Origin of the sequence: Niveibacterium microcysteis (genome assembly GCF_017161445.1) — a bacterium.
Lineage (GTDB): Bacteria > Pseudomonadota > Gammaproteobacteria > Burkholderiales > Rhodocyclaceae > Niveibacterium > Niveibacterium microcysteis.
Genome location: NZ_CP071060.1, coordinates 1822709 through 1847403, shown reverse-complemented (window position 1 = coordinate 1847403; position 24695 = coordinate 1822709). Strand labels below are relative to the sequence as shown.

Sequence of the window (24695 nt, the reverse complement as noted above, 5' to 3'; positions counted from 1 at the left end):
CGAGCGCGTTCCTCCTTCGTCATTATCGGCACCCGCAGTGGGCCTGCACAGGCGCACTGCGGGGATCGTCCGCTCAGAGGGTCTTGCTGACACTGAACAACACGCGGCCGGCCCCCAGATCCTTGTCGTAGGCGTTGTGATAGAACTCGCCCACGTCGCCCTTGGCGTTGGTGCCGCTGTAGAACAGGCCGAAGGTCAGGCCCAGCGCATCGGCCGTACCACCCAGCTTGTAATCGGTGTACGAAGCATCATCTAAACCTTTGACGCTCTGGTAGCCGACATGGGCGATCAGGTTGTAGCCCTCGGCGACCGGGAAGCTGCCGTTGGCCTCAAGGTAGTAGCTGCCGCTGGTCTTGTCGCCGTTTGGTGCCTTCGCGCCGAACAGATTCGTGAAAGCGTAGGAACCCTTCAGCGTAATCCACTTGTAGCCGCCGGCCACGTAGCCTTCCAGCGTGTTCGGGCTGGTGAAGCCATCCGGGTAGGTGCCCGGGTAGTAGTACTGCAGCAGGCCAAAGTCGTAACCGAAGTCACCCGCCGTACCCTTGTAGCCACCGTAGAAGTCCGTCTCGATCGGGGCGCTGATGCCACCAGAATCGGACAGCCAGCTGATGTTCGACGCCCAGGTGCCGAGGTAGATGCCGCTCTCGTGCGCAAAGTCGACGCCGCCCTGAATAGCGGGTTTGTGGTTGGTCTGGGCGATACCGCGGTAGAGGTACTCCGAGGCCAGCATCACGTTGCCCGTCAGTGTGTACGGCGCCTTGGCGTCCTCGGCACGGGCGAGGCCGGGTGCGGCGACAGCGGCGGCGATCAGGGCGGGAAGGGTCGTGGCAGTAACAAACTTCATGTTGGTTTCTCGTCTTTCGGGTTGAGCGCGGCCCCGCGCAGGGGCACGCGTTGAATCGTTCATTCGGATCGGACCGCGGCGCGCGGCATGTGCGTCGCGGGATTGGCGTCGGCCTCAGCGGCTTGCTGCGGCGTCCAGCGCGAGGTTCAGCGCCATCACGTTGACCCGCGGCTCGCCGAGCACGCCGAGCTGGCGGCCTTCGGTGTGCTGCGCGATCAGCGCCTCGACGCGGTCTTTCGGCAGGCCCCGTTCGCGTGCGACGCGCGGGGCCTGCCAGCGCGCGGCAGCCGGGCTGATGTGCGGATCTAGACCACTGGCCGACGCAGTGACGAGGTCCACGGGGATCGGTGCCGTCTGATTCGGGTCGGACGCCTTCAGTGTTTCGATACGACCCCTAATGGCATCAGCCAGCACTGGATTCAGCGGCCCCTGATTCGAGCCGCTGGACGCTGCCGCGTTATGCGGCATCGGTCCTGTTGCTGACGGGCGCGGCCAGAAGTACTTCGGTGAAGTGAAGCTCTGGCCAATCAGCCGCGAGCCAACCGGTTTGCCATCGCGAACCGCAAGACTGCCCTCGGCCTGCTGTGGGAACAGCCCGCGTGCAATGCCGGTAACTGCAGCCGGGTAGATCGCACCGGTGATCAACGTGAAGGCGCCAAGCATCACCAGCGCGGGGCGGAGTTCTTTGGGCATGTTCTCTCTCCTCAGGCGAGGTGCAGACCAACCAGAATCAGGTCGATGGCCTTGATGCCGATGAAGGGCAGCACGAGGCCGCCAAGACCGTAGACCAGCAGGTTGCGGCGCAGCAGCGTGGCAGCGCCGAGCGGACGGTAGGTGACGCCCTTCAGCGCGAGCGGAATCAGCGCGATGATGATCAGCGCGTTGAAGATCACCGCCGACAGGATCGCGGAGTTCGGCGTCGCGAGTCCCATCACATTGAGCGCGCCCAATTGCGGATAGGTCGCGACGAACAGTGCGGGGATGATCGCGAAGTACTTCGCGACGTCGTTGGCGATCGAGAAGGTCGTCAGCGAGCCGCGCGTCATCAGCATCTGTTTGCCGGTTTCGACGATCTCGATCAACTTGGTCGGGTTCGAGTCAAGGTCGACCATGTTGCCGGCCTCTTTCGCTGCCTGCGTGCCGCTGTTCATCGCCACCGCAACATCCGCTTGTGCCAGCGCCGGCGCATCGTTGGTGCCGTCACCCGTCATGGCAACGAGGCGACCCTCCTTCTGGTACTCGCGGATCAGCTTGAGCTTGGCTTCCGGTGTGGCTTCGGCGAGAAAGTCGTCGACGCCCGCCTCGGCGGCGATGGCCGCCGCGGTGAGCCGGTTGTCGCCGGTGATCATCACCGTCTTGATGCCCATCTGGCGCAGTTCGGCAAAGCGTTCCTTGATGCCGCCCTTGACGATGTCCTTGAGCTCCACAACCCCCAACACCCGCGTTCCTTCGGTCACCACCAGCGGCGTCGAGCCACGGCGCGAGACATCCTCGACCGCGTTCGTCACTTCGCGCGGCATCGTCGCGCCGAGCGCTTCGACATGAGCGCGCACCGCTTCGGCCGCGCCCTTGCGGATCGAGCGGCCGTTCCAGTCGATACCGCTCATGCGGGTATGAGCCGAGAAATGGACAAAGCTTGCCCCATCGGCGGTGATGTCGCGGCCGCGGGTGTGCAGCTTCTCCTTCGCCAGCGCAACGATGGAACGGCCCTCGGGCGTCTCATCTGCCAGCGAACTCATCAGCGCCGCTTCGGCGAGCTGCTTGTCGGTGATGCCGGGCGCAGTTACGAAGGCGCTGGCCTGGCGGTTTCCGAGCGTGATCGTGCCGGTCTTGTCGAGCAGCAGGACGTCAACGTCGCCCGCGGCTTCAACCGCGCGACCGGAGGTGGCGATGACCTTCTTCGCCATCATGCGCCCCATGCCAGCGACGCCAATGGCAGACAGCAGGCCGCCGATGGTGGTCGGTATCAGGCAGACCAGTAGCGCAGTCAGCGCCGTCACGGTGACCACCTTGCCGGCACCGGTGGCTTCGACGGAGAACACCGAGAACGGCAGCAGGGTCGCAACGGCGAGCAGGAATATCAGCGTAAAGAACACCAGCAGGATCGTCAGCGCGATCTCGTTCGGTGTCTTCTTGCGCTGCGCCCCTTCAACCATCGCGATCATGCGGTCGAGGAAGGTCTCGCCGGGGTTCACCTCGATGCGAATCACCAACCAGTCCGACAGCACGCGGGTGCCACCGGTGACGGCCGAAAAGTCGCCGCCGGATTCGCGGATCACCGGTGCGGATTCACCGGTGATGGCCGATTCATCTACCGAGGCGACGCCCTCGATGACCACGCCGTCACCGGGAATCGTCTCGCCGGCCGTGACCAAGACCACGTCGCCGCGGCGCAGGTCTTCGGACGGGCGAACATGCGATTGCGCGCCGTAGCGGGGTTCGAGCAGCTTCTTTGCCCATACCGTTTTGCGCAGCCCGCGCAAGGCTGCGGCCTGCGCCTTGCCGCGGCCTTCGGCAATCGCCTCAGCGAAGTTCGCGAACAGCACGGTGAACCACAGCCACAGCGTTACCGCGAAGATGAAGCCGGTCGGTGCCTCGCCCTGACCGCGCAGCGCCTGCACGAAGAGCCCTGTGGTCAGCACGCTGCCGAGCCACACGACGAACATCACCGGATTGCGCAACTGGTGGCGGGGGCTGAGGCGCTTGAAGGATTCCAGCACCGCATCGAGCACCAGTTGGCGGTTGAACATCGAAAGGATTTCATTCATGTCAGTTTCTCCCGCTCAGTGCGCCAGCATCTGCAGGTGTTCGGCGATGGGACCGAGCGCGAGCGAAGGCAGGAAGGTCAGCGCGCCGACCACCACCACGGTAGCGATCAAGAGGCCAACGAACATAGGGCCGTGTGTCGGCAGCGTGCCGCTGGAGACTGGAATACTCTTCTTCGCCGCCAGCGCACCGGCAATCGCCAGCACCGGCACGATGACCCAGTAGCGCGCGACCAACATCGCTAGACCAAGCGCGAGGTTGTAGAAGAAGTTGTTGGTGCCCAGCCCGGCGAAGGCGCTGCCGTTGTTGTTGGCGGCGGACGAGAAGGCGTAGAGGATTTCGGAGAAGCCATGCGTGCCGGGATTGGCGACGACGGACTTGCCGGGGTCGACCAGCACCGCGATCGCCGCGCCGACCAGCACCGCTGCAGACGGGGCAAGCAATGCGACGGCAGACATTTTGACCTCGTAGGCCTCGATCTTCTTGCCGAGATATTCCGGCGTGCGACCGATCATCAACCCGGCGATGAACACCGCGACGATCGCGAACACCAGCATGCCGTAGAGGCCCGAGCCGACACCGCCGAAGATCACTTCGCCGAGTTGCATCAGCCACATCGGCACCAGCCCGCCCAGCGGCGTGAAGGAATCGTGCATCGCGTTCACCGAACCGTTGGAGGCCGCCGTGGTGACGGTCGCCCAGATCGCGGAATCGACGATGCCGAAGCGCGTTTCCTTGCCTTCCATGTTGCCGCCGGCCTGGAGGTCGGACGACGCGGTTGCAAGCCCGGCCTTGTCGAACATCGGGTTGCCCGCCTGCTCGGCGCCGATGCAGACCGCCATCAGCGCAACCAGCACGATCGTCATCGCGGCGAGGATCGCCACCCCTTGGCGGTCGTCGCGCACCATGCGGCCGAAGGTAATACACAGTGCCGCGGGAATGAGCAGGATCGCCAGCATTTCGAGGAAGTTCGACAGCGGCGTCGGGTTCTCAAAGGGATGCGCAGAGTTCACGCCGAAGAAGCCGCCGCCGTTGGTGCCCAACTGCTTGATCGCGACCTGCGAGGCGGCCGGGCCGAGCGCCAGCGTCTGCGTAGTCGCAGAAGCCGGCTTCGTGGCGGGCTTGCCCTCCTTGTCCAGCACCGGGTTGCCGGCCGCGTCGACGACTGGCTCGTCATAGGCGACCGCCTCGACACGCGCGACGTCCTGGTACGGCGAGAAGGTCTGCACGACGCCCTGGCCGACCAGCACGACGGCGAGGATCAGCGACAGCGGCAGCAGCACGTAGAGCGTCGAGCGCGTCATGTCCGCCCAGAAGTTGCCGACGCCACCCGCCTCGCGCCGCGTGAAGCCGCGCACCAGCGCCAGCAGCACCGCAATGCCGGTCGCCGCGGAAACGAAGTTCTGCACCGTCAGCGCGAACATCTGCGTGAAGTACGACAGCACCACCTCGCCGCTGTAGCTCTGCCAGTTGGTGTTGGTCACAAAGCTAACCGCGGTGTTGAAGGCGAGATCCGCCGGCACATTGGCGAGCCCCTGCGGGTTCAACGGCAACCACAGTTGCAGACGCTGCAACGCATAGACCGCGACGAAACCGGCCGCATTGAAGAGCAGCACGGCCAGCGTGTAACGGCGCCAGCCCATATCCTCGTCCGGGTCGGTGCCGGCCAGCCGGTAAAGCCCGTGTTCCAGCGGCGCGAGCCAGCGCACGAACACCGGCAGGCGGCCGTCGAACACGCGGGCCATGTAGAGCCCGAGTGGCCAGGCCAAGCCCAGCAGCACGAACACGTAGAGGCCTGCCTGAACGTAAGCATTGGAGGTCATGAGAAATCCTCCGGATTGAACAGCACCAGCAACAGGTAGATCACGAGTGCGATCACCAGGCCCAGTGCGATGAAGTGGAGTGCGCTCACTTGCGCCTCCCGATGCGATCAAAGGCCGCGGCCATCGCGACGCAAGCGCCGAAGAACACCGACAAGACAGCGACAAAAAGCAGGTCCATGAAATCTCCGTACAGGGTGAATCGGACAATTCAACTGTAGGGATCGGCGTGCAAAGACGGGGATAAGAACGCAGGCTGTGTTGTTAAGAATGCGTAAAGATCCGACCCACTAGCGTCTCGCCGGCTCGTAGCGCACGCTATATGACCCATCAACTCGATGGGAGACCATCATGGAAACCACAGGTAGTGACCTGCATCGCGAACCGTGGAACAAGGGCAAGGTCGTCGGACAAAAGGCGCCGTTCAAACTCAGGGACATCTGGGCACTCCGCGTCCGTCTTCAGATGGAAGGCCGTGTTCGCGAACTCGCGCTCTTCAATCTGGGCATCGACAGCAAACTGCGCGGATGTGATCTCGTAGCGCTTAAGGTGCGGGACGTGTGCCACGGTGATCAGGTCGCGTCTCGCGCCATCGTGATGCAGCGAAAGACCCAACGGCCGGTGCAGTTCGAGATCACGCAGGCTGCACGGGAAGCCGTGCAGGCCTGGATCAAGCAAGCGGCGCTTAAACCGGAGGACTTTCTTTTCCCTAGTCGCCTCCACGACTCCCCGCATCTCGGGACCCGACAGTACGCCCGGATTCTTGGGCACTGGGTCGATGAACTGGGATTGAACCGCGCCGACTACGGAACGCATTCAATGCGCAGAACCAAGGCCACGCTAATCTACCGACGCACCAAGAATTTGCGCGCCGTTCAACTGCTGCTCGGGCACTCCAAACTGGAATCGACGGTGAGATACCTCGGCATCGAGGTCGACGATGCGCTCGAGCTCTCCGAGCAGACTGAGATCTGACGTCTTCAACTGCGACGCTTCGGTGGTCTTGCCGAAGCGTCGCAATCAGTGGTGCCCAACTGGTCAATGGGCGAACCTACGCGCCCGGCAAGAGGCCGCCGCTAGCAATGATGAGACGGCAGTTGGCTGCCCCCTGCCGGATGACGATGGCTCACAATTTCCGCCTTAGCGGACGCTAGGCTCCGCTGTCGTCGGCTCGCGAACGTCAGCTAACGACAGTCGAGGCTCCTATCGGCAACCGGCCACGAGCAGTCGTTCATGCGAGCAAGAACCTCCACTCATGCGCCCCCGAAGCGCACATCCCGCGCGCGACTTCATGAGGAGTCAAGCGTGCTCAGGGCGCCAACAACACCCGGGCCATTCCGGCAAGTCCTTGCGGGCCACGCGTGACGCTAAGCCCCGTTTCAAGTTGGGGCCGGCTGGTCCGGCAACTATTGACCTTGTCGGCGAACAGATCAGGAGAGGCCATGAGGGGATTCTGTGACAGTGATCCCTTGTGGCTGCCGGCCAGGCCTTAGGACGCATGGCACGCGCCAGGTCATACCCCTATGCCCGTCCCACTAACGAGACAGCGCCGAATTCCATCTTCGAAAGACGCATCAGGGGGATCCGAATCGTCGAGCGCAATGCTGCGGCCATAGTCGCGCCGAACGCGCACCCTTGGGCCTGTGACAGGATTTCACAGGAATACTGAGGCATTAGTAAGGATCACAAACTAGATTGCTTCCATCAGTTCGACCGATGGAATGTGAGCCGATGAACCAACTCAAGCCGGATCCACGTTACGCCGACTTGTCCCTGCAAGCAGTAGAAGCGGCACTCGCCGACCCGGAGGGCGACAACCCGATCGCCTGCGAAGTCGGTCGCCTGATTAGCGTCTACTCATCACTGGCGTTGCAGTTGATTGACCGTGGAAAGACCGCCTGGGTGCTGCACCATACGTCGCCCCAAACGCCAGTTGAGCAGATCGCCCGCGAGATCAGCGCGGAGCAAGTGCGAGCAATGATTGCAGCGCGCCGGCGTGGGGTTAGTGTCTGATGGGTTCTAGGCCAGCAACCCGGTAGATTTTGCAGAGTGCCATATCCAAAACCAGCTACCCGAAGCGGTATTCGAGCTCCTGGTCGCCGTATTTATCGACTCGCCCGGTTGGGCGCCAACCCAGGTGCCGGTAGAAGCCGAACGACCGAACCTCAGGGCGATTGCTACACCCGAGAAACAGCCTAACGTGGCCAAGGATTTGAAGGCTCAGCATCGTGTGATGGAGTAGCGCTCGCCCAACGCCCCTCCCCTCGAACTCAGGCCGCAGAGCAAGTACTACGATTTCACCCGTCGAAACATCTCCAAAGCAGTAGCCCGCCACACGCTCAACCGGCTCGAAAACGTACCCCAGCAGCGCTCCCGACGCGACCTGCTCGCCCCAAGACGCCACGGTAATGCCGAGCTCAGACAACCGAGCTTCGGAGATAGCGTTCTCGCGAGTCATTCCCCGGATTGCGATGCACGTCGGGATATCCGACGCGCGGGCCGGGCGGATGAACGCTGAAGATAAGCGGCACTGGAGCGCCAGTGGAGGGAACCCCGATTGCTTGGCAGCCGGCATGTCCGGTCCTCGGGACTACGGGTTGGCAAGTGGGAGGGCTTAAGGATTCGGGCAGGTCGAGCTCCAGCTCTGTACCCGTAACTCTGACAACTCTTCCCCAGTTGTGATCACGCGAAGGCAACGCTTATCGCGCTTGTAGTTGAAAATGCAGAGAGGTCTGTCGACTGCACAGCTCTCGACTTCCAGAATCTGCGCCGTCAGTAGTTCAGACTCCAACCCGATGGGCTCAAATGCCTCCCCCGTGTGAGTATCGACGGGACGCCATCCCTGCTTGACCAACTGCGCTCGTGCGTCTGAAAAAAAGGCACCTTTCTTCAGCCCACCGGCGTAAGCACACGGCAGCGCCAAGCTGAAGATCAATACAAAGGCAATGGCATCACGTCGGACTGTTCGAGTCACTTTGCAGTACCTCCGAGTCGCTTGTAGGCCGAGATGAATTCGTCGTAGGGCATGTAGGGCTGGTCATAGCGCCCGCCTAGTTTGGGTCCTTGTGGCAATGCGGCCCAACGCCGCGACGCCGCCTTCAAGGCAGCATTAACGTCACCCGCAACAATATCGTCAATGACGTGGATGGTTCGCAGGATTTCCACTGCAAGCAGGTCTTGGGTGGCCGGGGAAAAGTCCGTAAGGCCCATCTTGCCCCCCATCTCCTTCCAGGTGCTCTTGTTAATCTGGTACATGCCGGCAGCCGTCGTTTTTCCGTCCGACCCGACTCCCGGATGCGTTCCGTAGTCGGTGAACTGCCACTTGTCGTTCTTCTTGCCCTTCACGCCACCGAACTTCAGGTTGTAGTCACCTCCCTCTGCAGCGGCGATGGCGCCGATGAAGGCCTTCACGTTGGCATTTCTCAGGTACTCGGTGTTTTCGTTCAAACGGGTCTGAGCGACCGCGCTCCCCTTGGTTGAAGCTCCACCCGGAGCCGGCGCCACACCGACAGGGCCCGGCAACGGAGACGGGGCTCGAACCAACGTCCCGTCATTCAGGTCAGGGGCCTCCCCTGAAATACCAAGCGGACCAGGCGTGCGCGAACCAGCCATGTCAGAGTCTCCGTAGTTTCTAGCGACGGCGCTTGGGCCACACACCGTTTCAAGGTGTCGCCACCACACTTCTCGGCGCATCGCAGCATGTCAGCACAGTTGTGATGATCAAAACGTAGACACAACGTCGTCGCGTGCGGGGTACATCACACCCGTGTTGAGTCTGTGACGCGCAAAACCCCTACGCCGCACGGCGGCTAGCTAGTGCGTTCTGTTGATTGCATCGCAGGAAGCGAGGCCGTCAGCCGGCTCAGAACCGCCTCGCGGAGCGACGCCGGCCCGATAACCTGCACGTCGCGCAGATGCCGCACGACAGCCATGGTCGGTTCCTTGGAGGAACTGTAGGGTAGCGATCATGATCACGTACTGTGGCGGGCAGAAATCGGCCATAAGCCGCCGCTCGCCATAACTAGACAAGCAGTCAATGAAGGCTGAATGCGGTCGCATGAACACTTGGTGCCATGGACAGGGTTCCAGCCTGAACGGCCTTCCCGGCGAGACGTCCTTCAACGATGCCGGCACAGCCACGCTAGGCCTATTGAGCAGACAATTCCACTCCCCCGTCGTTAGCTAACATCAATAGCGCCAGGGGCGAGGTCTTAGTCTGGCTGACAGCGTTGCTAAAAAGGCGCCGACTGGCGCCTGTTGCGGATTGCATTAGCGGATCGCCCTACGCCTCCGAGCGGTGCCGAGTATGGCCACCAAACCAACCAACAGCATTGCGCAAGACTCGGGCTCCGGAACAGCAGATACAGTGACTGGCGACGGCGCCCCCGCGATATCTCGCGCAAAGGTCTCAACACCGACACCCCCGCCTGGCGCGAGTTGAAAGCGCAGCACATCGCCGGCGCTGTCAGTGGTCAGCTGCGAGCTGGAAGCCCCGCCGTCCCACAGCTTCAGTGAGAACGTGTTGCCGCTGCCGTTCGTCGCGGTTTGCCAAGCACCGCCGAAGTCGACCGTGAACTGAAGGCTGCTACCGAACTGCCACGACTGAAACACCGCGTTGAAGGCGCCATCATTACCGAGCCGCCAGCCATGCGGGTCAACGAGCGCAGCGCCATCGAGCAACGGAGCGCCTAGCGCGAATCCACCGCTCAGTGCGTGAACAAAACTGGTCGCTGCGGGCGAATCGGCTAGCCCGGCGAATCCGAAGTCGAGGTAGCCGCTGCTGCCCGACAGGGACGAGGTGTCGACCGACACTTGATATGTCGCAGCCGACGCAGGAAGCGCCAGACAGAAGCCCATCGCAGCGACGACGAAAGATCGAGTGAGTGCGTTCATGCGTTTTTGACTCCTTTCGGACCTCCAACGGCGGCTTGCAGCCAGAGGTCGAATTAATGGCAAACGCGCCGGGTCAGAGCCCGCCGAAGACATGTACCGTGTAGCCAATCTTCGCGGTACCGGAGTTTCGGAACTGCACCGGTACCGTGATGCTTTGGCCAGCCGAAACAGGACCGTTGATCCGGATCGCGGGCTTGCCCGATACCGTCGTCGTCGCGTTGGTCAGCGTGACACCCGCGGGCAGATCACCGAGCGCCATCGCAATTGCCGACGCCACAGGGGCCTTGGCGACGAGCGTGACGTTGCCGCTGTAGAGCCCAGTCGCACGGTTGTAGCTCAGACCGGATGCGTACCAAGTGAAGTTGCTCGAGAGGTTGATCGTCTTGGCCGGGAGATTCAGTCGGGCGACTTCGGGGTCGTGGTCACTGCTTTGATCTGCGAACTCGCTGTTCACATGCACCACGTCGTATTCCGCCCTACCCGCCAGCGAGGGGCTTACAAGGATGTGATCCAACACCTGTGAGTTCCCCTCAAACACGTAGGTGTAGCGCTCGGCGGCTGGCAGGGTCTCTACCAGATCGCCCATGCCGGCGGATTTGAGTTGACCTACTGAGTCAGCGAACTCGAAGTCATTCAGATCACCCAACACCACCACGTTAGCAGCGGGTTCTGCATTCAAGATCGACTTCACGAACCCCGCCACGACGGCGGCCTGCTGGTTGCGCTGCACTTCCGAACTGCGCTGGGGCGGCTGGAAACGACCGTACAGAGGTTGATCCCCCCCCTTGGAGTTCCAGTGATTGGCGATCACGAAGAGCTTGTTGCCGTTGAATCGGAACTCACCGGCCAAGGGCTTCCGGCTAGACGCGAAGGCGCTGTTGGCAGGGTCAATTCGGCCCGGGCTCGCGGAAAGCGCCACGCCGTCAGGCGTCCCGAGCAGATTGATCCCCACGTTCGTGGCGCCGCCGGCGCGATCCACAAAGGTGACACGCGCAGGATTGAACAGGAACCCCTGACGGATGTTGCCACCCGGAGCGCCGCCATCCTGATTATTCGCCGGATCGATCGAACGGTATTGGTAGCTCGGCCCGCCTGCGCGTTGAATCGCTGCGATCAGCTGAGCGAAGGTGACGCTCGCGTCGACAACGCCATTGTCCGTGGTGCCGTTGTTGTCCTGGATTTCCATGAGGCCAATCACGTCAGGCGACTGCAGGTTGCCAACGATCTGGTTCGCAAGGCGGTCGAACTTTGCTTGCGGATCAGAGGGTGCGAGGTTCTCTACGTTAAACGACGCTACAGCAAGTTCATTGGCAGCCTGTTTGCGTGTCACCTCGGGCGCCAGGCCGCCCGCCGTGAAGCCAGACAGCTCCGTCGCAAGGACTTTGAAGTTCCCAAAGCTATAGTCGACCACGCCAGTCACACGACTGAAACTATCGCCAACGTTCGCAGTCGGCGTCACAACCGCGCCTTTGCTGACGATCAGACGTTCAGGGTTGTAGTCATCGCTGGCGATGACGATGCCGCCGCGAGTCGTTCGCGTGCCCGCCCAGCTGCCCGCGTCGGCGAGTACCGGCATGTCACCATATTGATTTGTCGGCCCCACCACCACGGCTGCGTTGATCTGAACACGCATGCCCTCCAGGCTTTCAAGGAAATCCATCCCGTTCGCGCCCGGGTTGAGAGCACCTAAGGTCTCAACGTCACCGACCCCTGTGCTGTAGATGGATTTGGTCGGTGGGGTCCGCCCGCCGGCGCCAATCACGATCGGGGCCGGCAAGGTGTTGCCACTGGAGACTCGCGCCACAATCGGCGTCGAGATCTCCGTGATGCTCAGGTTGGCGGTACCGCCAGTGCCGCCAGGCCGATATTCCGTCACGACACCACTTACTCGGACCGCGTCGCCGACTGCGACAGAGGGCGCACTGCTCGTGAAAACGAAGATCCCCTCCGAGGTTCTTGGGTCCGTATCCGGCACGTCATCCTGCATGTAGAAGCCGTTGCCAACGATTGCAGTGACGATCCCAGGAACGTTAGCAACGCTCTGACCAGCAAGTGGCGAACGATGGGTCGTTCCTTGGATATCGTGAATGCGCGCAGCGATACCGCCACCAGTACCACCGCCGGTGCCACCCCCACTGTCGCCACACGCAAGCGGTGTAGTCGCGCCGTTACGCGGCGCGGGGGTCGCAGTCGAGAAGTCCGCCGCATTGCTGTTGCTGTCAGTACAGCCGCCCCCCTTGCGAACGATCGCCAGCGTATTGGACGGCGCACTCGCCGCCGAACCCTCGGCGTTGTTGGCACTGCCGTAACCTACAAAATCGACGACACCTGCAGCGCCGGCACAAGCGCTGCCGCAGGTCAGTGCAGCCCCTTGGCTCACCAGCGCGAGCTTGCCCGCTGACGCGCTCATCGCAATGGTGCCGATCGCATCAGCGGCAGGCAGCGCCTCGCTGCCGCCCGCCCCAGGCGCTTCTTGGACCAAGTAGTATTGGCCAGGACCGATGGCCCCACTGAGCGCCGTGACTTGCCATGTTCCGCCGCTAGCCGACGCGTATTGAAGGCTCCATCCGGTCAGTGAGACCGGCGTGCTGCCCGGATTGAAAAGCTCAACGAAATCATTCTTGAGCGTGGCGCCCGAGTTGCCGCCGCCGCCATAGACCTGACTGATCACCACAGGCGCCGCAACGGCCGGGAGACATAGCCCAGCTGCGACGAGTGCGCTCGTGACGCGATGGAGTTTCATGTTCATGTCTGCCTCATGCAGTGCGCTCTGGGCGGAGCCGGATTGACCCTGTCGCCGGGTGGCGGCGAAAAGGTGAAGAGCTTTGCCAGTCGATGTTTCAACGGCATTGAGGGGATATTTCGACTTTGTGGCAGGACTGACCCAAGCCGAGGCTGCTCGTGTCCAACCCCAGGCCGCTTCTCGCTTGCCCTGGATCAAGCCGGAAGCTCGTCGGCTTCCGCAGTGCAACCTTGCGGTAACGCCCCGCGCGTAGAAACAGGTTTTTAACGACGGCCACATAGAATGCCGGCAGGATTGACCATGAACGCAGCAACCCCAATCCGCGCCATCGATGGCGAGGAGCTACGCAACGAGCTCGATCGCGTGATCCAGATCGGCGACTTCGCGACGCATTTCCAGCCGCTTGTCGACCTCAGAACCTCGACCGTTTTCGGCTACGAAGCGCTGACCCGTGGCCCATCGGATTCCCCGCTCCATGCACCTATTGCACTGCTTGAGGTCGCCGCACGATTCGGCCGCCTCGTCGAGCTCGAAAGGCTGCTGCTGCGCCTGATCGTTCAACGCTTCAGCGAGCAGGGGTTGCCTGGGCGACTGTTCGTGAACGTCTCTGCCGACACGCTAGTTGCTGTCAAAGGCCGGTTGGATATCCTGCGCCGCACGCTCCAGCAGATCGCCTTGCCACCTGAACGCATCGTGGTGGAGCTGACCGAGACCCGCCCGATTCTTGCTCCCGACGATCTGCATGCCGCGATCGAAGGACTACGCGGGCTGGGCATCGTGATGGCGCTCGACGATCTGGGCGAAGGGTTCTCAAGCTTGCGCCGTTGGTCAGAGATGCGCCCTGAGTATGTGAAGCTCGATCGGCATTTCGTTGACGGTCTGCACAACGATCCCATCAAGCAGCAGTTCGTGCGTTCGGTGCTGAGCATGGCGGCGATGGCAGGCGCCACCGTCATCGCCGAGGGACTGGAAGAGGAATCCGACTTGCGGGTGCTCCAGGATCTGGGGGTCCCCATTGGCCAGGGATACCTGCTTGGAAAGCCCACGCCCACGCCGCGCACCTCGGTACGCCCAGATTTGAGTGGAACGATCGGACCGCGCACCGGCGCGATGCGCCGCGAACAGGCGATGCGCGAGTTCTATGGAAAGCCGACCACGGCTGGGCAACTTGCCAGTAGAGGGCAAACGCTCAGTGAGCAAACAACCTGCGCAGAAGTTGTGGCGCTCTTTTCGGCATCGCCCCATCTCATATCGGTCCCGGTGCTGGATCAGCAGGAGCGGCCGATCGGGCTGCTCCGGGCGATGGATGTATTGCGCCACGGCAGCGAGCGCTACTACCTCGATCTGTATGGCAAGAAACCGTGTACGGCACTGATGGACGCCAAACCAATGGTGTTCGACTATGCAACGACGCTGCGCACGATGTCCGAGGAAATGTCGAGCGGACACGAGCGAATTCTCCTCGATGGCTTCGTCGTGACCCGCGAGGGTTACTACTATGGCACCGGACGGGTGTCGGACCTGCTGAGAGCGATCTCAGATCTCCAGGTGTTCTCGGCACGCTACGCCAACCCGCTGACGCTGCTGCCGGGCAACGTACCCATCGACACCCAGATTGAAGCGTTACTGGAACAACGGGTGCCTTTTGTTGCGGTCCATTGGGACCTCGACAACTTCAAACCCTTCAACGATCTCTACGGTTATCGGGCTGGTGACGAGATCATTCAACTCACCGCGCGAATCCTTCGGAGCGCGTGCGATAGCGAGGTCGACTTCGTTGGCCACATCGGAGGCGACGACTTCCTGTCCCTATTCTGCTCAGCTGATTGGGAGGAACGTATCCAGCGGGTCCTCATCGAGTTCGACAGCCAGGTGAGAGGCTTCTTTACGGAAGAGGACCGAGACGCTGGCGGCTTCACCACGCTCAACCGCCAAGGCGAGCGTGTTTTCCATCCGCTGACGTCCCTGTCTGCCGGCGCGGTGAAGGTCTCTGAAAACAGCTATGAAGCCCCGGCGCAGCTGGCCCGTGCGCTGAGTGGCGCTAAGAAGCACGCCAAACGGATGGACGGGAGTGCCTACTTCGTCGAGCGTCGACGTCCGGAACAGCCGATTAATCTGAGCGAAAACGCGGATATTCGACGCGGGCTGGCGACGCTTTGCACGGCGATCTAGCGAGCCCCGCTATCGTCCCTGGCTTGGTACTTGGGCGACGCGTGGCTCCAATTGTTGACCGGGCAGCTTGTCTCACCAATACCGTTGGCCGATGATAGCGGGCGTCGCGCAGAGCGCACCTGCTTCGACCCGTTCTCCCGATCGCAGCAAACTCGGTCCCCATTGCATGAATCAACGGATTCTCAAGCTGACGTTTCCGCTGGATGCACTGTCGTCCGTCCTTGCGTCACCCGCGCTCAGCGCCGCGCAGGCGCCCCACAAGCAAGTCTTCTGCGACGAGTACTTCGACACTCCCGACCTCGCGCTGGTACGTGCTGGTGTCGAGCTCAGGGTTCGGCATAGCGGCGGTGGTCGTGAAGCGCTCGTTCGCAGCCATGAGCCTGATATCCATGCAGTGATGGAGCATGTGGAGTGGGCGGGCGGGGGCGTCGCGTCCGAAACCTTCGAATGGATTACAGACGAGAAGACGCGCCAGCTGCTCGACACGCATCAGCCAAGGCTGCAGCCGCTGTTCCGGATCGCACAACAGCGAGAACTACGCGTACTGCGCCCGCGCGACGAGGTTGAGATCGAGGTGGTGATCGACACCGGTGAACTTCGCCACGAGTCGTCCTGCCTTCCGATTGCGGAGCTGAGCCTGCGCCTTCGTCGCGGACGCTTTGCCGATCTCCTCACTCATGCGATTGCACTCTGCGACGGGCTTTCGTTCTATCCGATCGGCCACAGCAAATCCGCCCGTGGCTACGCACTGGCCTCCCCGGCTTCTATTCGGCCTGTGCGTTCGAGCGCGCTCAAGCGGCCTGCCTGCAACGATGTAGTGGGTGTGTTTGTCGGGTTGGCGACGCAATTGCATTGCTGCTGGCGAACCAACCTGTGGGGCGCGCTGGGTTCCTCTGATCCGGAGTTCATTCATCAGTTTCGTGTTGCCATCCGGCGGCTGCGAGCGCTGATCCGCCTCTTCAAACCGGTGTTGCCGGGCGGCTTCGTGAAGCGCTGGGTTCGACTGTTGCGCGATGTGGCCAATACGGTCGGTAGCGCCAGGGACCTGGACGTCATCCTCGATTCGATCATCCGGCCCGCGTACCAGCGACGACCTGAGCCAGCCGTCGCGGCACTGATACGTCAGATCGAAGCAGCCCGCGCGCGGACTCGGCGAGCCAGCCACGATGCGTTGATCGCAGGTTCTCACGGCGTGCTGTTGCTCGACTTCCTGCACGACCTCGAATCCTTGCCGTCGCCCCCAGACCCAATGCCGCTTGGCGCATTTCTTGGGCGTCGGCTGGATCGAATGCGGGCGCGAGCAAGTTCGCGCCTCGCCGACGCCGAGCAGAGCGGACGTGCCGATGACCTTCACCGTCTTCGGATCGCGCTCAAGAATCTGCGCTATGGCTGCGATGTGATGGTCGTTCTGTTCGGCACACAAGCGGTCCGCGCGTACTCACAGCGACTGTCCGCACTACAGGATGATCTGGGCTACCTCAACGACCTTGCCGTGGCGCTGGAGCTGATCGCGAAGTGGGAACAGAGCAGTACGGTCACACAGGGGGCCCGACAAGCGGTCGCCCTCGAACACGCAAACCGCTCGGAAACTGTGGCGCTCTCCGCAATACGGACAGCGCACGACAGTCTGAGCGAAGCGGCGCCCTGGGCGGTCTAGCCTTCCCTGCCCCACCGCCATTAAAGCCTGCGCAAGGACACCACAGTGTCGGGCCGGATCACGCCTGAGCTCTCCGCCGTCATGAGTTCGTCATCACCTCGTCACGCCGTTATCAACACGCATCGCTAGGGTCATCGCAGCCGCCGTAGAAGGTCGGCGCCAACTGCGACACAGGAGCCCCCGATGATTCGAACGCTTGCGACGACGGCACTACTTGCCCTCACCCCCACGCTCTGCCTGGCGACGCCGATCACCCCATCAGACGGTTGGCAAACGTTCTATTTTGGCGATGCCGGTTCAGCGTGGCTGGACGCCCCGGCATTTGACGACGCAGCGCTCCCAACACGGTTCGAGTTCACGCTCGATGGGCCAGCACGGCTGGATGTAACGGATCTCGGCCTCGCTGGCGATCGCTTTGAGGTGGTCGTGAATGGTGTGCGCCTTGGCCTGACCTCCGCCATGCCCATCAACGATACCGACGTGGGCCTGGACTTCGACACGGCTTTCACCTCGCCGGCTTGGAGTCATGGCAGTTGGACGCTTGCGGCGGGCACCTACACAGTGTCCGGCCTCGCGAGCGATTCGCCATTCGGCGCAGGGGTTGGCGCCATACGGCTTGCTGCGGTACCCGAGCCCGCGACGATCGCGTTGCTGTCGGCCGGGTGTTGCCTGCTTGGTTTGCGTCGCCGTTCGCGCTAATGGGAGAAGCCGTCATGATGCGTTCAACCGTTCTAGCTTCGCTTCTGGCGCTGGCGGCGCCGAGTTTCGCCGCCACATGTGCGAACCCCGATACTCGCCCAACCGTTGTCATTGGCACAACGGACACGCTCGTTCCAAATCGCGATGCCGATGGCGCCGGTTCCGGTACCTGCACGATCAACGATCTGCTCGCCGCGAGCCTGCCCAATACCACTTGGAGTAGCCGCGCCCAGTTCGTATCCAACGCCAATCGCGTCATCGCGGGGCTGCCGGCTGACGTTGTCTCTGCAGCCCAACGCAGGGCGCTGCTTGAAGCAGTCGCCACATCGGATATCGGCTCCACGCTGACCGTCAAACTCATCGGCTTCAACGACTTCCACGGCAACATCAACCCAGTCTCGGGTAACTATTTCGGCGTGACCGGACCGACCGGCGGGGTCGCATACATGGCCAGCGCCGTAGCCGCCCTCAAAGCACAGAACCCGAACAACGTGGTGGTCTCCGCGGGGGACTTGATTGGCGCGAGTCCGCTCGCATCCGCGCTTTTTCACGATGAGCCGGCCGTTGAAGCGATGAATCGGCTCGGGCTGGAGTTCAACGCCGTCGGTAACCACGAGTTCGATGAAGGCCGCGACGAACTGGTCCGAATGCAGAACGGCGGCTGTCACCCGGATGCTGCCGAGCAGGCAAATGGTCACACCTGCCGTGGTGCAGAGGTCGGAACCCCCGTGCCATTCGAGGGTGCGAAGTTCAAGTTTCTGGCAGCAAATGTGGTTGATCGCGCGACAGGCAAGACCTTGTTCCCTGCCTACAAGGTCAAGACCTTCCGCGGCATTCCGGTCGCCTTCATTGGCATGACCTTGAAGGGCACGCCCAACATCGTCACGCCGTCCGGCGTCGCGAGTCTGGAGTTCCGCGACGAAGCGGAAACGGTGAACAGGTTGATCCCTCAACTAAAAAATCAGGGGATCCGCGCCATCGCGGTGATCGTCCACGAAGGCGGCTTCACCACCGGCGGCAAAGACGACTGCAACGGGGCTTCAGGCGCGATTCTGGACATCGTGAAGCGCCTCGATCCTGAGGTTGATGTTGTCGTTAGCGGACACACGCACTGGGCCTACAACTGTGTCTATGACGGGCGCCGTCTGACCAGTTCAGGGGCGTTCAGCCGGATGCTGACGGACATCGATCTGACGATCGACACGGCAAGTCGCAATATCGTCGCGACCTCGGCAACCAATCGCGTCGTGACCAACGCGGGCGCAACGCCGACGCCCGAAGTGAAGGCGATCATCGATCGCTACAACGCACTATCGGCGCCCCTTGCCAACGCCAAGGTCGGCTACATCACCGCCGATATGACCAAAGCGCAGAACAGTGCGGGCGAATCCATTGCCGGAAATCTGGTTGCGGACGCGCAGCTCGACGCCACGCGCCCTGCGGCGAAGGGCGGCGCAGTAGCCGCGTTCATGAACCCGGGCGGCCTACGCGGTACCGATCCGGTGCTCGGTTTCACTTCGAGTGCGGCCGGAGAAGGAGATGGTGTCATCACCTACGGCGAAGCGTTTACGTTCCAGCCGTTCGGAAACAGTTTGGTGGTCATGACCCTGACAGGCGCTCAGATCAAGCAAATGCTGGAGCAGCAGTTCGTGCCGTCGGCCACTGCTTCGGCCGCCTGCAAAGCCTACAACCCGCAAACAACGCAGCGAATCCTGCAACCCTCTGCCAGCGTTGCCTATAGCTGGAGCCCGGCGCGACCGGATTGCGACAAAGTCGACGCCACGACCCTCAAGATCAATGGCGTCACGGTCGATCCGTCCGCCAGCTACCGCATCACCGTCAACAGTTTCCTGGCGACGGGGGGCGACGGCTTTGCTGTGCTCTCGTCAGGCACCGAACGCGTGGGTGGGGATGTCGATCTCGACGCGCTGGTGAATTACTTCGGAAAGGTATCGTCGCCGTCCACTCCGCTTGCTCCACCCGCGTTAGGCCGCATCACGCGCTATTGAGCGAGTGCGCCTCACCGTGCGCGTTGCGCTCGTCCTCACCGGCCTCTTGCTGGGGCAGACGGCGGCGAGCGCGCACGGTGTCCATACGTCACCTCCTCTAGCCATCAATGAAGATGGCCCACTGGCCGGCGGTGCGCGTGAGGCGCTCTCATGTGACGGCGAGATCTCCGATTCGGTGTTTGAGTATGACCTGTGTCTGGACTCGCGATGGCCTGCGGTCGAGCCGAGCGCCGACGCCCGCCTTGGCTTCTGGCTGATCGCGACGCTCCGGGCGTATGGCGCGGCCGAGAATGGCTACCCGGACGCGCAAACCTATCTGGCCCACTATCGCGAACGCCTCGACGCGACGCAGCGGGAGACACGTGCACCGGTTGTCCAAGCGCTCTGCCAGGCGCTCGCGCTGCGCTGCCCGCTCGGGCTATGACTGTTACGTGGTCGCCGCAACGTCGCTGCGCTTTGTACGCCACGGCGACCATTCCGCGGGCGGCTTCAACTTCAAGGGCCTCGGTGGAAGCCGCCCGTATTGCGACGACGGCCTCTCTATAGCGAATGTTGTCGCCCGTTCTTCGTCACCTAAACGCGGTAACCCGAAACGCTCTCACTAAGCCGCGCAGCCACGCCCTCAAGATGCCCCGCCGCGTCTCGGGCTTCCCCTGCCGCGGCGGCATTCTCTTCCGTCAGTCGCGCGATTGTTTCCACGCCCCGGGCGATTCCCTGAGCGGCTTCGCCTTGTTGGCGGATCGCATCGGAGATGTCCGAAACATGCTCGACCGCCCTTCTGGCGCCGTCGCCGATCAGGCGAATCGCGCTGGTTGCCCCGTTCGCATCGGCAACGCCGCGCTCAACGCCCACGACCGCGTCACGCATGCCCGCCGCCGCCTGCTCAGCACTGGTTGCGATGTGAGCGATGATTTCGGTGATGTGCCGGGTCGACTTTGCGGTCCGTTCGGCGAGCTTGCGTACTTCGTCAGCGACGACTGCGAAGCCCCTGCCCTGCTCGCCAGCGCGCGCGGCTTCGATCGCAGCGTTGAGCGCGAGCAGGTTCGTCTGCTCGGCGACCTCACGGATCACCGCCACCACCTGGCCGATCTCCTGACTGTGGTGCTCAAGCTCTGCGAGGCGATCGGAGGCACGACCAACGGTCGACGCGATTTCGTTGATGCGCGCAACGGTCAGCGCGATTACTTGTTCGCCCTCTTGCGCCAAACGGCCAGACTCCTCAGCAATTGCGCGCGCTTCGACTGCGCGATCGGCGACATGGTTGATGCTGACGGTGACCTCTTCCATGGCCGCTGCCATCTCGGCAACTCCATCCGACTGCGCCAGACTGCGGTCCGACAGATGCTGGGCCGCACCGCGCATCTCGCCCGCTACGTTCGTGAGTTCGCCGATCCCGCTCCGGATGGTGCCCAGGTTGGCTCGTAGCGTGCCCAATAAGCGGTTGAAAGCAGCCACCGTGTCGGCCACTTCTGCATGGCCGTCCGCTGGCGCTTCAAGCAGGAAGTCCCGCTCGGCTTCGACCCTCACAACGACATTGCGCAAGCCGGCAAGGGGGCGTGCGGTATGGCGGTAGATCCGGCGCCCATACAACGCCATTAGCGCCGCTCCGATCAAGGTGATTGCAGCTCCCATCCACACAATCGTTCGGAACGTGGCGTTCGCGTCGCGCGCCTGCGCATTCGCCTTCTGCTGCAGGAATGCTTGGTGGGATGCCAGCGCTTGCGCCACCTTTTCCGCGAGCGGTGCCGCATCGAGCAGCGTGTCGCGCGCCTCGACCATCACTTGGTCTCGGTTGAATTGCAACGCTTCATCCATCTTGGCCAAGTAGGCGTTCAGTGCGGCACTTGTTGCCTCCAAAAGGCGGCGTTCGTCATCGCTGTTGGCTTGCGTTCTCTGAGCATTCAGCGCCTTCTCCAACGCAGAACGACGCTCAGCCAAGAGCTTGTCCACCTCGGCGATCTTCACCGCGTCGTTGTTCAGCACATGGAAGTTGGCCAGTGCTCGAATCTCGGCAAATTCGCTTCGCGCGCCGCCGAGCGCCTGAATCTCCGGCAGCGTGTGAGAGTAGACGTAATCGAGGCTCTGGTTGATACGACCGGCTTGCCAAGCACCGGTCCCACCGACAATCAACAGGAAGAGGATTGAGGCAACAACAAAGACGATCAGGCGATGCGCGATAGACATGGTTCGTGGAGATCCGGGGGGATACAAATTCAAGTGACCAGCCCTTATCGGCGCGGCACGTCCGGTATGAAGGCCTTGTCACGAAAGGTTCACACGCGGTCGGCCTGGCCCTTGGACGATGTGAAGCACGCTCGGGGCTTCGGCTCAGCTCCGCTGCGTCCGTTGAAATCTATCCACAGAAGTTGTGGGTACCTCTGTGGGCAATCTGTGGAAAAAGGTTGCTCGATCCTTACAACCCGACTGCCTGGGAGCTGCTGCCTAATTCTTGTGCGTAGGCGCTCCTGCGATCCGGCAGGTCGCAACGCGATCAGCTGATAGGCCGCGCTCAGCGAGCTCAAACTTGTGTATCAAGTCATCGGCAGATAGAGGGCGGCTGAAAAGATAACCTTGGCCATACTCGACACCGCGTCCTTGCAGATAGTCACATTGCACCTCCGTCTCAATACCCTCGGCGACCGTGGCGAGACTGAGGGAATGGGCCATATCGATGATGTGACTGATGACGCCCCTATCGGACTCTGGGCTGTCGATTGTCATCACGAACATTCGGTCGATCTTCAAGGCGTCCAAAGTCACTTCCTGCAGCAGACCTAGGCTCGAGTAACCAGTGCCAAAGTCATCTAGCGCAACCATGTGACCCGCCTCGCGAAGCCTTCGAATAACCTCGATGGCCGCTTGCGGCGTGATGAAGCTCCGCTCGGTTGCTTCTACTCTCAGCTGAGCAGGCTGAAGATCATGCGTTCGGGCGCCTTCGCGCAGAATTGGAAGAATGCGCGGTGCCGTCAGGTCCTCAGCGGCGAGGTTCAAGGCGATGTAGAACTCAGGCCGCCTGTGAAGAAAGCTACCCAATTCGCGCAGGCTCCGCTCCACAACAAGGTCGGTGAGGCGTTGCACCACGCCAAGCCGCTCCGCGAGCGGCACGAACTCGTCAGGCCGTAGTGTCGGCGTATCGTCTTCGGGCCATCGCGCGAGAACCTCGCAACCAACCCAAGAGCGATCCGCTAAACGCACGATGGGCTGGTAAGCCAGATCAATTCGACCATCCTTTAACAGGCGCGTCAGGCGATGCTCGGGCTTGCGTTCGTCCTTAATGCGCCTTGCAGCGATGAACACAAGAACAAGAGCAAGCAATCCCGCCACTGGCAACTGTGTCTTCAGGTAGCGGTCAGCCAACGCATCGGCAGCCCATTTAGGCGAAGAAACCCGAGCACGAACCGGGAAGCGTTCGGAAGCGTGTTCGGTCTCAACGAAATCAGTCGCGTTCACCGTGCCGCGCTGGATATCTGCAAGTAGCCGACCTTGATCGCTCAAGATCGAAATGCGCACAGCGGGGAGCTCACTACTTCGAACATCGACGAACTGGCGCGGGTCCAGAAGGACGTTGTGGTCAGCCCACTGGACGACCATTGACCTTGCGCGGGGGGAAGCCAGGGGTTTGATTGAGAACCAGATCCGGAAGCCCTCACTGTCATCCCAGTCGGGAGCACCCGACCACAAAGGTGGGCCCACAACGCCAAAACTTGTGCAAAGCAGCCAGTTGCCCGCGACGAACCCCGCTTCGCGCAGGAAAGCGGATTCGAATGCGACCTCTCTTAGCCGCGCAATGTGCTCAGGACCGCAATCTTTGGGTTCCTGCTCATGTAATTCATGGAGAACGTCACCCGCTTCATTAAGCACGGTATCTGTGCGATCGATTGCCTCACTCGCGATGCGTTCAATCGCATGCAGCTGGTCCTGACGGGCAAGGTAACCAGCCACGAGGAGCGCAATACCATACAAGGCGGCAACGCCAGCGAGCACGATCAGCCAGGTTTTCAGCTGTCGTAAGCGCTGGCGTTTCATGCGGGAACTCGAAGCATTCCGCCATTCTCAGCAATCTTGTTTCGATTGTGTGACAGCGGCGCTATAAGCTACGGCCACCTCGTGCACGCGAGGCAGCCTTGGTCGCACCCTTACTTTGCGGGCCGCCCAGTCTTTATCCGCTCCACGCGATCTAAGATCACGTGCAGGTTCTGCGATGACATCGCTGCCAGGGCCATCAACCCGGCGCGAAGAACCTCACTTTTTTTCACCTCACGACCTGAGTCCAAGGCGCGTCGCTTGATCTCTGCAATAAGCGCGAAGTCGCTTTCCGGAAATGTGAAGCTATCGCGAATCAGTTTCAGCTTCTTCGAAGCCGGCTTCTTGACCTTCGGGAGCTTCTCGGGTTCGACCGCAGCGTCAGCCGCAGTGCCGACCGCTGACTTCCGCGCACGAACCGGCGTCTTGCGCCCCTCCGTCGCGGTGGCTCGTTTTGCGGGACGTGCGCTTGCGGTTGCACCTTGCCCCTTTGCCGTTGAAGCTGTGCGCGTTGCTGGCGAGGCGCGCTTTGCCGTGCTTCGTGTCTGTCGCACTGGTACCGCAGAAGTGTCCACTTCGGCGCTGGCAAGTGGTGCCATTTCGGCAGCTGCGGCAATCGTACCGACAGGCGTCGGTACAGATGCATCTGATTGTCCGTTTTCACTCGCCCCTTTAACGCTGTTACTGCGTGATGCGCGACCTGCCATGACTGTCCTCCCGAATTGAACGATATAAATCGTATAAACGGTTTATATAACGTTCGGCGGATCCACCGCAAACTGAAAGACCAGGCATCTGGGCTGTCCGCTTGACGGCCGAGGGCAGGCCCCCTGTTCACATGATCCACAAGCACGCGAGCGTGCACTGCTTGCGGCATAGTTTCGCGCCCCGCTTGTTGGCGGCTGGGACGGATGTGCGCACGATTCAGTTGCTGCTGGGTCACCGTAGCGTGCAGACCACAATGATCTACACACACGTCGAGGCTACCGCGCGCAATGCGATCAGCACGCTTGATCTGCTTTGACACTCGGGTACGCGAGGGTGGCGTGCGCACCCCTCGCAGCCGAAC

The 24695-nt window shown here is 61.9% G+C and carries 20 protein-coding genes and 1 pseudogene; 8 read left to right on the top strand and 13 right to left on the bottom strand.

The window, feature by feature from the left end; genetic code table 11:
• Window positions 1-73: 73 nt before the first annotated feature.
• The 5 genes from JY500_RS08455 to JY500_RS08435 all read right to left on the bottom strand — a co-directional run bounded on the left by JY500_RS08455 (window position 74) and on the right by JY500_RS08435 (window position 5522).
• Window positions 74-844 carry a TorF family putative porin gene (locus JY500_RS08455; RefSeq protein ID WP_206256032.1) on the bottom strand — a complete coding sequence of 257 codons (771 nt, stop codon included), beginning with the start codon at window positions 842-844 and terminating at the stop codon, window positions 74-76.
• A gap of 114 nt (window positions 845-958) precedes the next feature.
• Window positions 959-1537 (bottom strand): potassium-transporting ATPase subunit KdpC, encoded by a 579-nt coding sequence (gene kdpC, locus JY500_RS08450; RefSeq protein WP_206256031.1) that lies wholly within the window; start codon window positions 1535-1537, stop codon window positions 959-961.
• Window positions 1538-1548: 11 nt separating this feature from the next.
• Window positions 1549-3612, bottom strand: a complete 2064-nt coding sequence (kdpB, locus tag JY500_RS08445) for a potassium-transporting ATPase subunit KdpB (protein ID WP_218044785.1) — start codon at window positions 3610-3612, stop codon at window positions 1549-1551.
• A gap of 15 nt (window positions 3613-3627) precedes the next feature.
• Complete coding sequence (gene kdpA, locus JY500_RS08440) at window positions 3628-5433, bottom strand: potassium-transporting ATPase subunit KdpA (RefSeq protein WP_206256030.1); 1806 nt, start codon at window positions 5431-5433, stop codon at window positions 3628-3630.
• The gene (locus JY500_RS08435) at window positions 5430-5522 is read right to left on the bottom strand and encodes a potassium-transporting ATPase subunit F (RefSeq protein WP_206256017.1); all 93 of its coding nucleotides are present in this window, start codon (window positions 5520-5522) and stop codon (window positions 5430-5432) included. Before JY500_RS08435 ends, kdpA begins: the two co-directional genes overlap by 4 nt.
• 259 nt (window positions 5523-5781) lie before the next feature.
• Here JY500_RS08435 and JY500_RS08430 point away from each other — a divergent pair, with 259 nt between their 5' ends.
• On the top strand, window positions 5782-6405 hold the full coding sequence (locus JY500_RS08430) for a tyrosine-type recombinase/integrase (RefSeq protein WP_206256016.1): 624 nt from the start codon (window positions 5782-5784) through the stop codon (window positions 6403-6405).
• Between the two features lie 756 nt (window positions 6406-7161).
• On the top strand, window positions 7162-7443 hold the full coding sequence (locus JY500_RS08425) for a hypothetical protein (RefSeq protein ID WP_206256014.1): 282 nt from the start codon (window positions 7162-7164) through the stop codon (window positions 7441-7443).
• 55 nt (window positions 7444-7498) lie between these two features.
• Here the strand turns inward: JY500_RS08425 and JY500_RS22410 are convergent, their stop codons facing one another.
• The 5 genes and pseudogenes from JY500_RS22410 to JY500_RS08405 all read right to left on the bottom strand — a co-directional run bounded on the left by JY500_RS22410 (window position 7499) and on the right by JY500_RS08405 (window position 13264).
• Entirely contained in the window at window positions 7499-7888 is a 390-nt protein-coding gene (locus JY500_RS22410) for a GNAT family N-acetyltransferase (RefSeq protein ID WP_206256012.1), read from the bottom strand.
• Window positions 7889-8400: 512 nt separating this feature from the next.
• Window positions 8401-9042, bottom strand: coding sequence for a glycoside hydrolase family 24 protein (locus JY500_RS08415; RefSeq protein ID WP_206256010.1), 642 nt, complete (start codon window positions 9040-9042; stop codon window positions 8401-8403).
• 197 nt (window positions 9043-9239) lie between these two features.
• A pseudogene (locus JY500_RS22515) lies at window positions 9240-9380 on the bottom strand (hypothetical protein); the annotation flags it as partial.
• A gap of 319 nt (window positions 9381-9699) precedes the next feature.
• The gene (locus JY500_RS08410) at window positions 9700-10323 is read right to left on the bottom strand and encodes an NF038129 family PEP-CTERM protein (protein WP_206256009.1); all 624 of its coding nucleotides are present in this window, start codon (window positions 10321-10323) and stop codon (window positions 9700-9702) included.
• A 73-nt stretch (window positions 10324-10396) separates the two neighbouring features.
• The gene (locus tag JY500_RS08405) at window positions 10397-13264 is read right to left on the bottom strand and encodes a lamin tail domain-containing protein (protein WP_206256007.1); all 2868 of its coding nucleotides are present in this window, start codon (window positions 13262-13264) and stop codon (window positions 10397-10399) included.
• Window positions 13265-13366: 102 nt separating this feature from the next.
• Here JY500_RS08405 and JY500_RS08400 point away from each other — a divergent pair, with 102 nt between their 5' ends.
• The 5 genes from JY500_RS08400 (at window position 13367) to JY500_RS08380 (ending at window position 20027) form a co-directional block, all read left to right on the top strand.
• Window positions 13367-15238 (top strand): GGDEF domain-containing protein, encoded by a 1872-nt coding sequence (locus tag JY500_RS08400; RefSeq protein WP_206256005.1) that lies wholly within the window; start codon window positions 13367-13369, stop codon window positions 15236-15238.
• Window positions 15239-15404: 166 nt separating this feature from the next.
• Window positions 15405-16895, top strand: coding sequence for a CYTH and CHAD domain-containing protein (locus JY500_RS08395; protein WP_206256004.1), 1491 nt, complete (start codon window positions 15405-15407; stop codon window positions 16893-16895).
• Between the two features lie 183 nt (window positions 16896-17078).
• The gene (locus tag JY500_RS08390) at window positions 17079-17594 is read left to right on the top strand and encodes a PEP-CTERM sorting domain-containing protein (protein WP_206256002.1); all 516 of its coding nucleotides are present in this window, start codon (window positions 17079-17081) and stop codon (window positions 17592-17594) included.
• Window positions 17595-17608: 14 nt separating this feature from the next.
• A complete protein-coding gene (locus JY500_RS08385; protein WP_246479839.1) occupies window positions 17609-19603 on the top strand; it encodes a bifunctional metallophosphatase/5'-nucleotidase in 1995 nt (664 codons plus the stop codon).
• 4 nt (window positions 19604-19607) lie between these two features.
• Complete coding sequence (locus JY500_RS08380) at window positions 19608-20027, top strand: hypothetical protein (RefSeq protein WP_206256001.1); 420 nt, start codon at window positions 19608-19610, stop codon at window positions 20025-20027.
• A 149-nt stretch (window positions 20028-20176) separates the two neighbouring features.
• On the opposite strand, the gene JY500_RS08375 is transcribed toward JY500_RS08380, so the two are convergent.
• From JY500_RS08375 to JY500_RS08365, 3 genes are all read right to left on the bottom strand, one after another.
• Window positions 20177-21787, bottom strand: a complete 1611-nt coding sequence (locus tag JY500_RS08375; protein ID WP_206255999.1) for a methyl-accepting chemotaxis protein — start codon at window positions 21785-21787, stop codon at window positions 20177-20179.
• A 258-nt stretch (window positions 21788-22045) separates the two neighbouring features.
• On the bottom strand, window positions 22046-23629 hold the full coding sequence (locus JY500_RS08370) for an EAL domain-containing protein (protein ID WP_206255997.1): 1584 nt from the start codon (window positions 23627-23629) through the stop codon (window positions 22046-22048).
• A gap of 110 nt (window positions 23630-23739) precedes the next feature.
• Entirely contained in the window at window positions 23740-24333 is a 594-nt protein-coding gene (locus tag JY500_RS08365) for a hypothetical protein (protein WP_206255995.1), read from the bottom strand.
• A 131-nt stretch (window positions 24334-24464) separates the two neighbouring features.
• On the opposite strand from JY500_RS08365, the gene JY500_RS08360 reads away from it, so the two are divergent.
• Window positions 24465-24650 carry a tyrosine-type recombinase/integrase gene (locus JY500_RS08360; RefSeq protein ID WP_206255994.1) on the top strand — a complete coding sequence of 62 codons (186 nt, stop codon included), beginning with the start codon at window positions 24465-24467 and terminating at the stop codon, window positions 24648-24650.
• The last annotated feature ends 45 nt before the right edge of the window (window positions 24651-24695 follow it).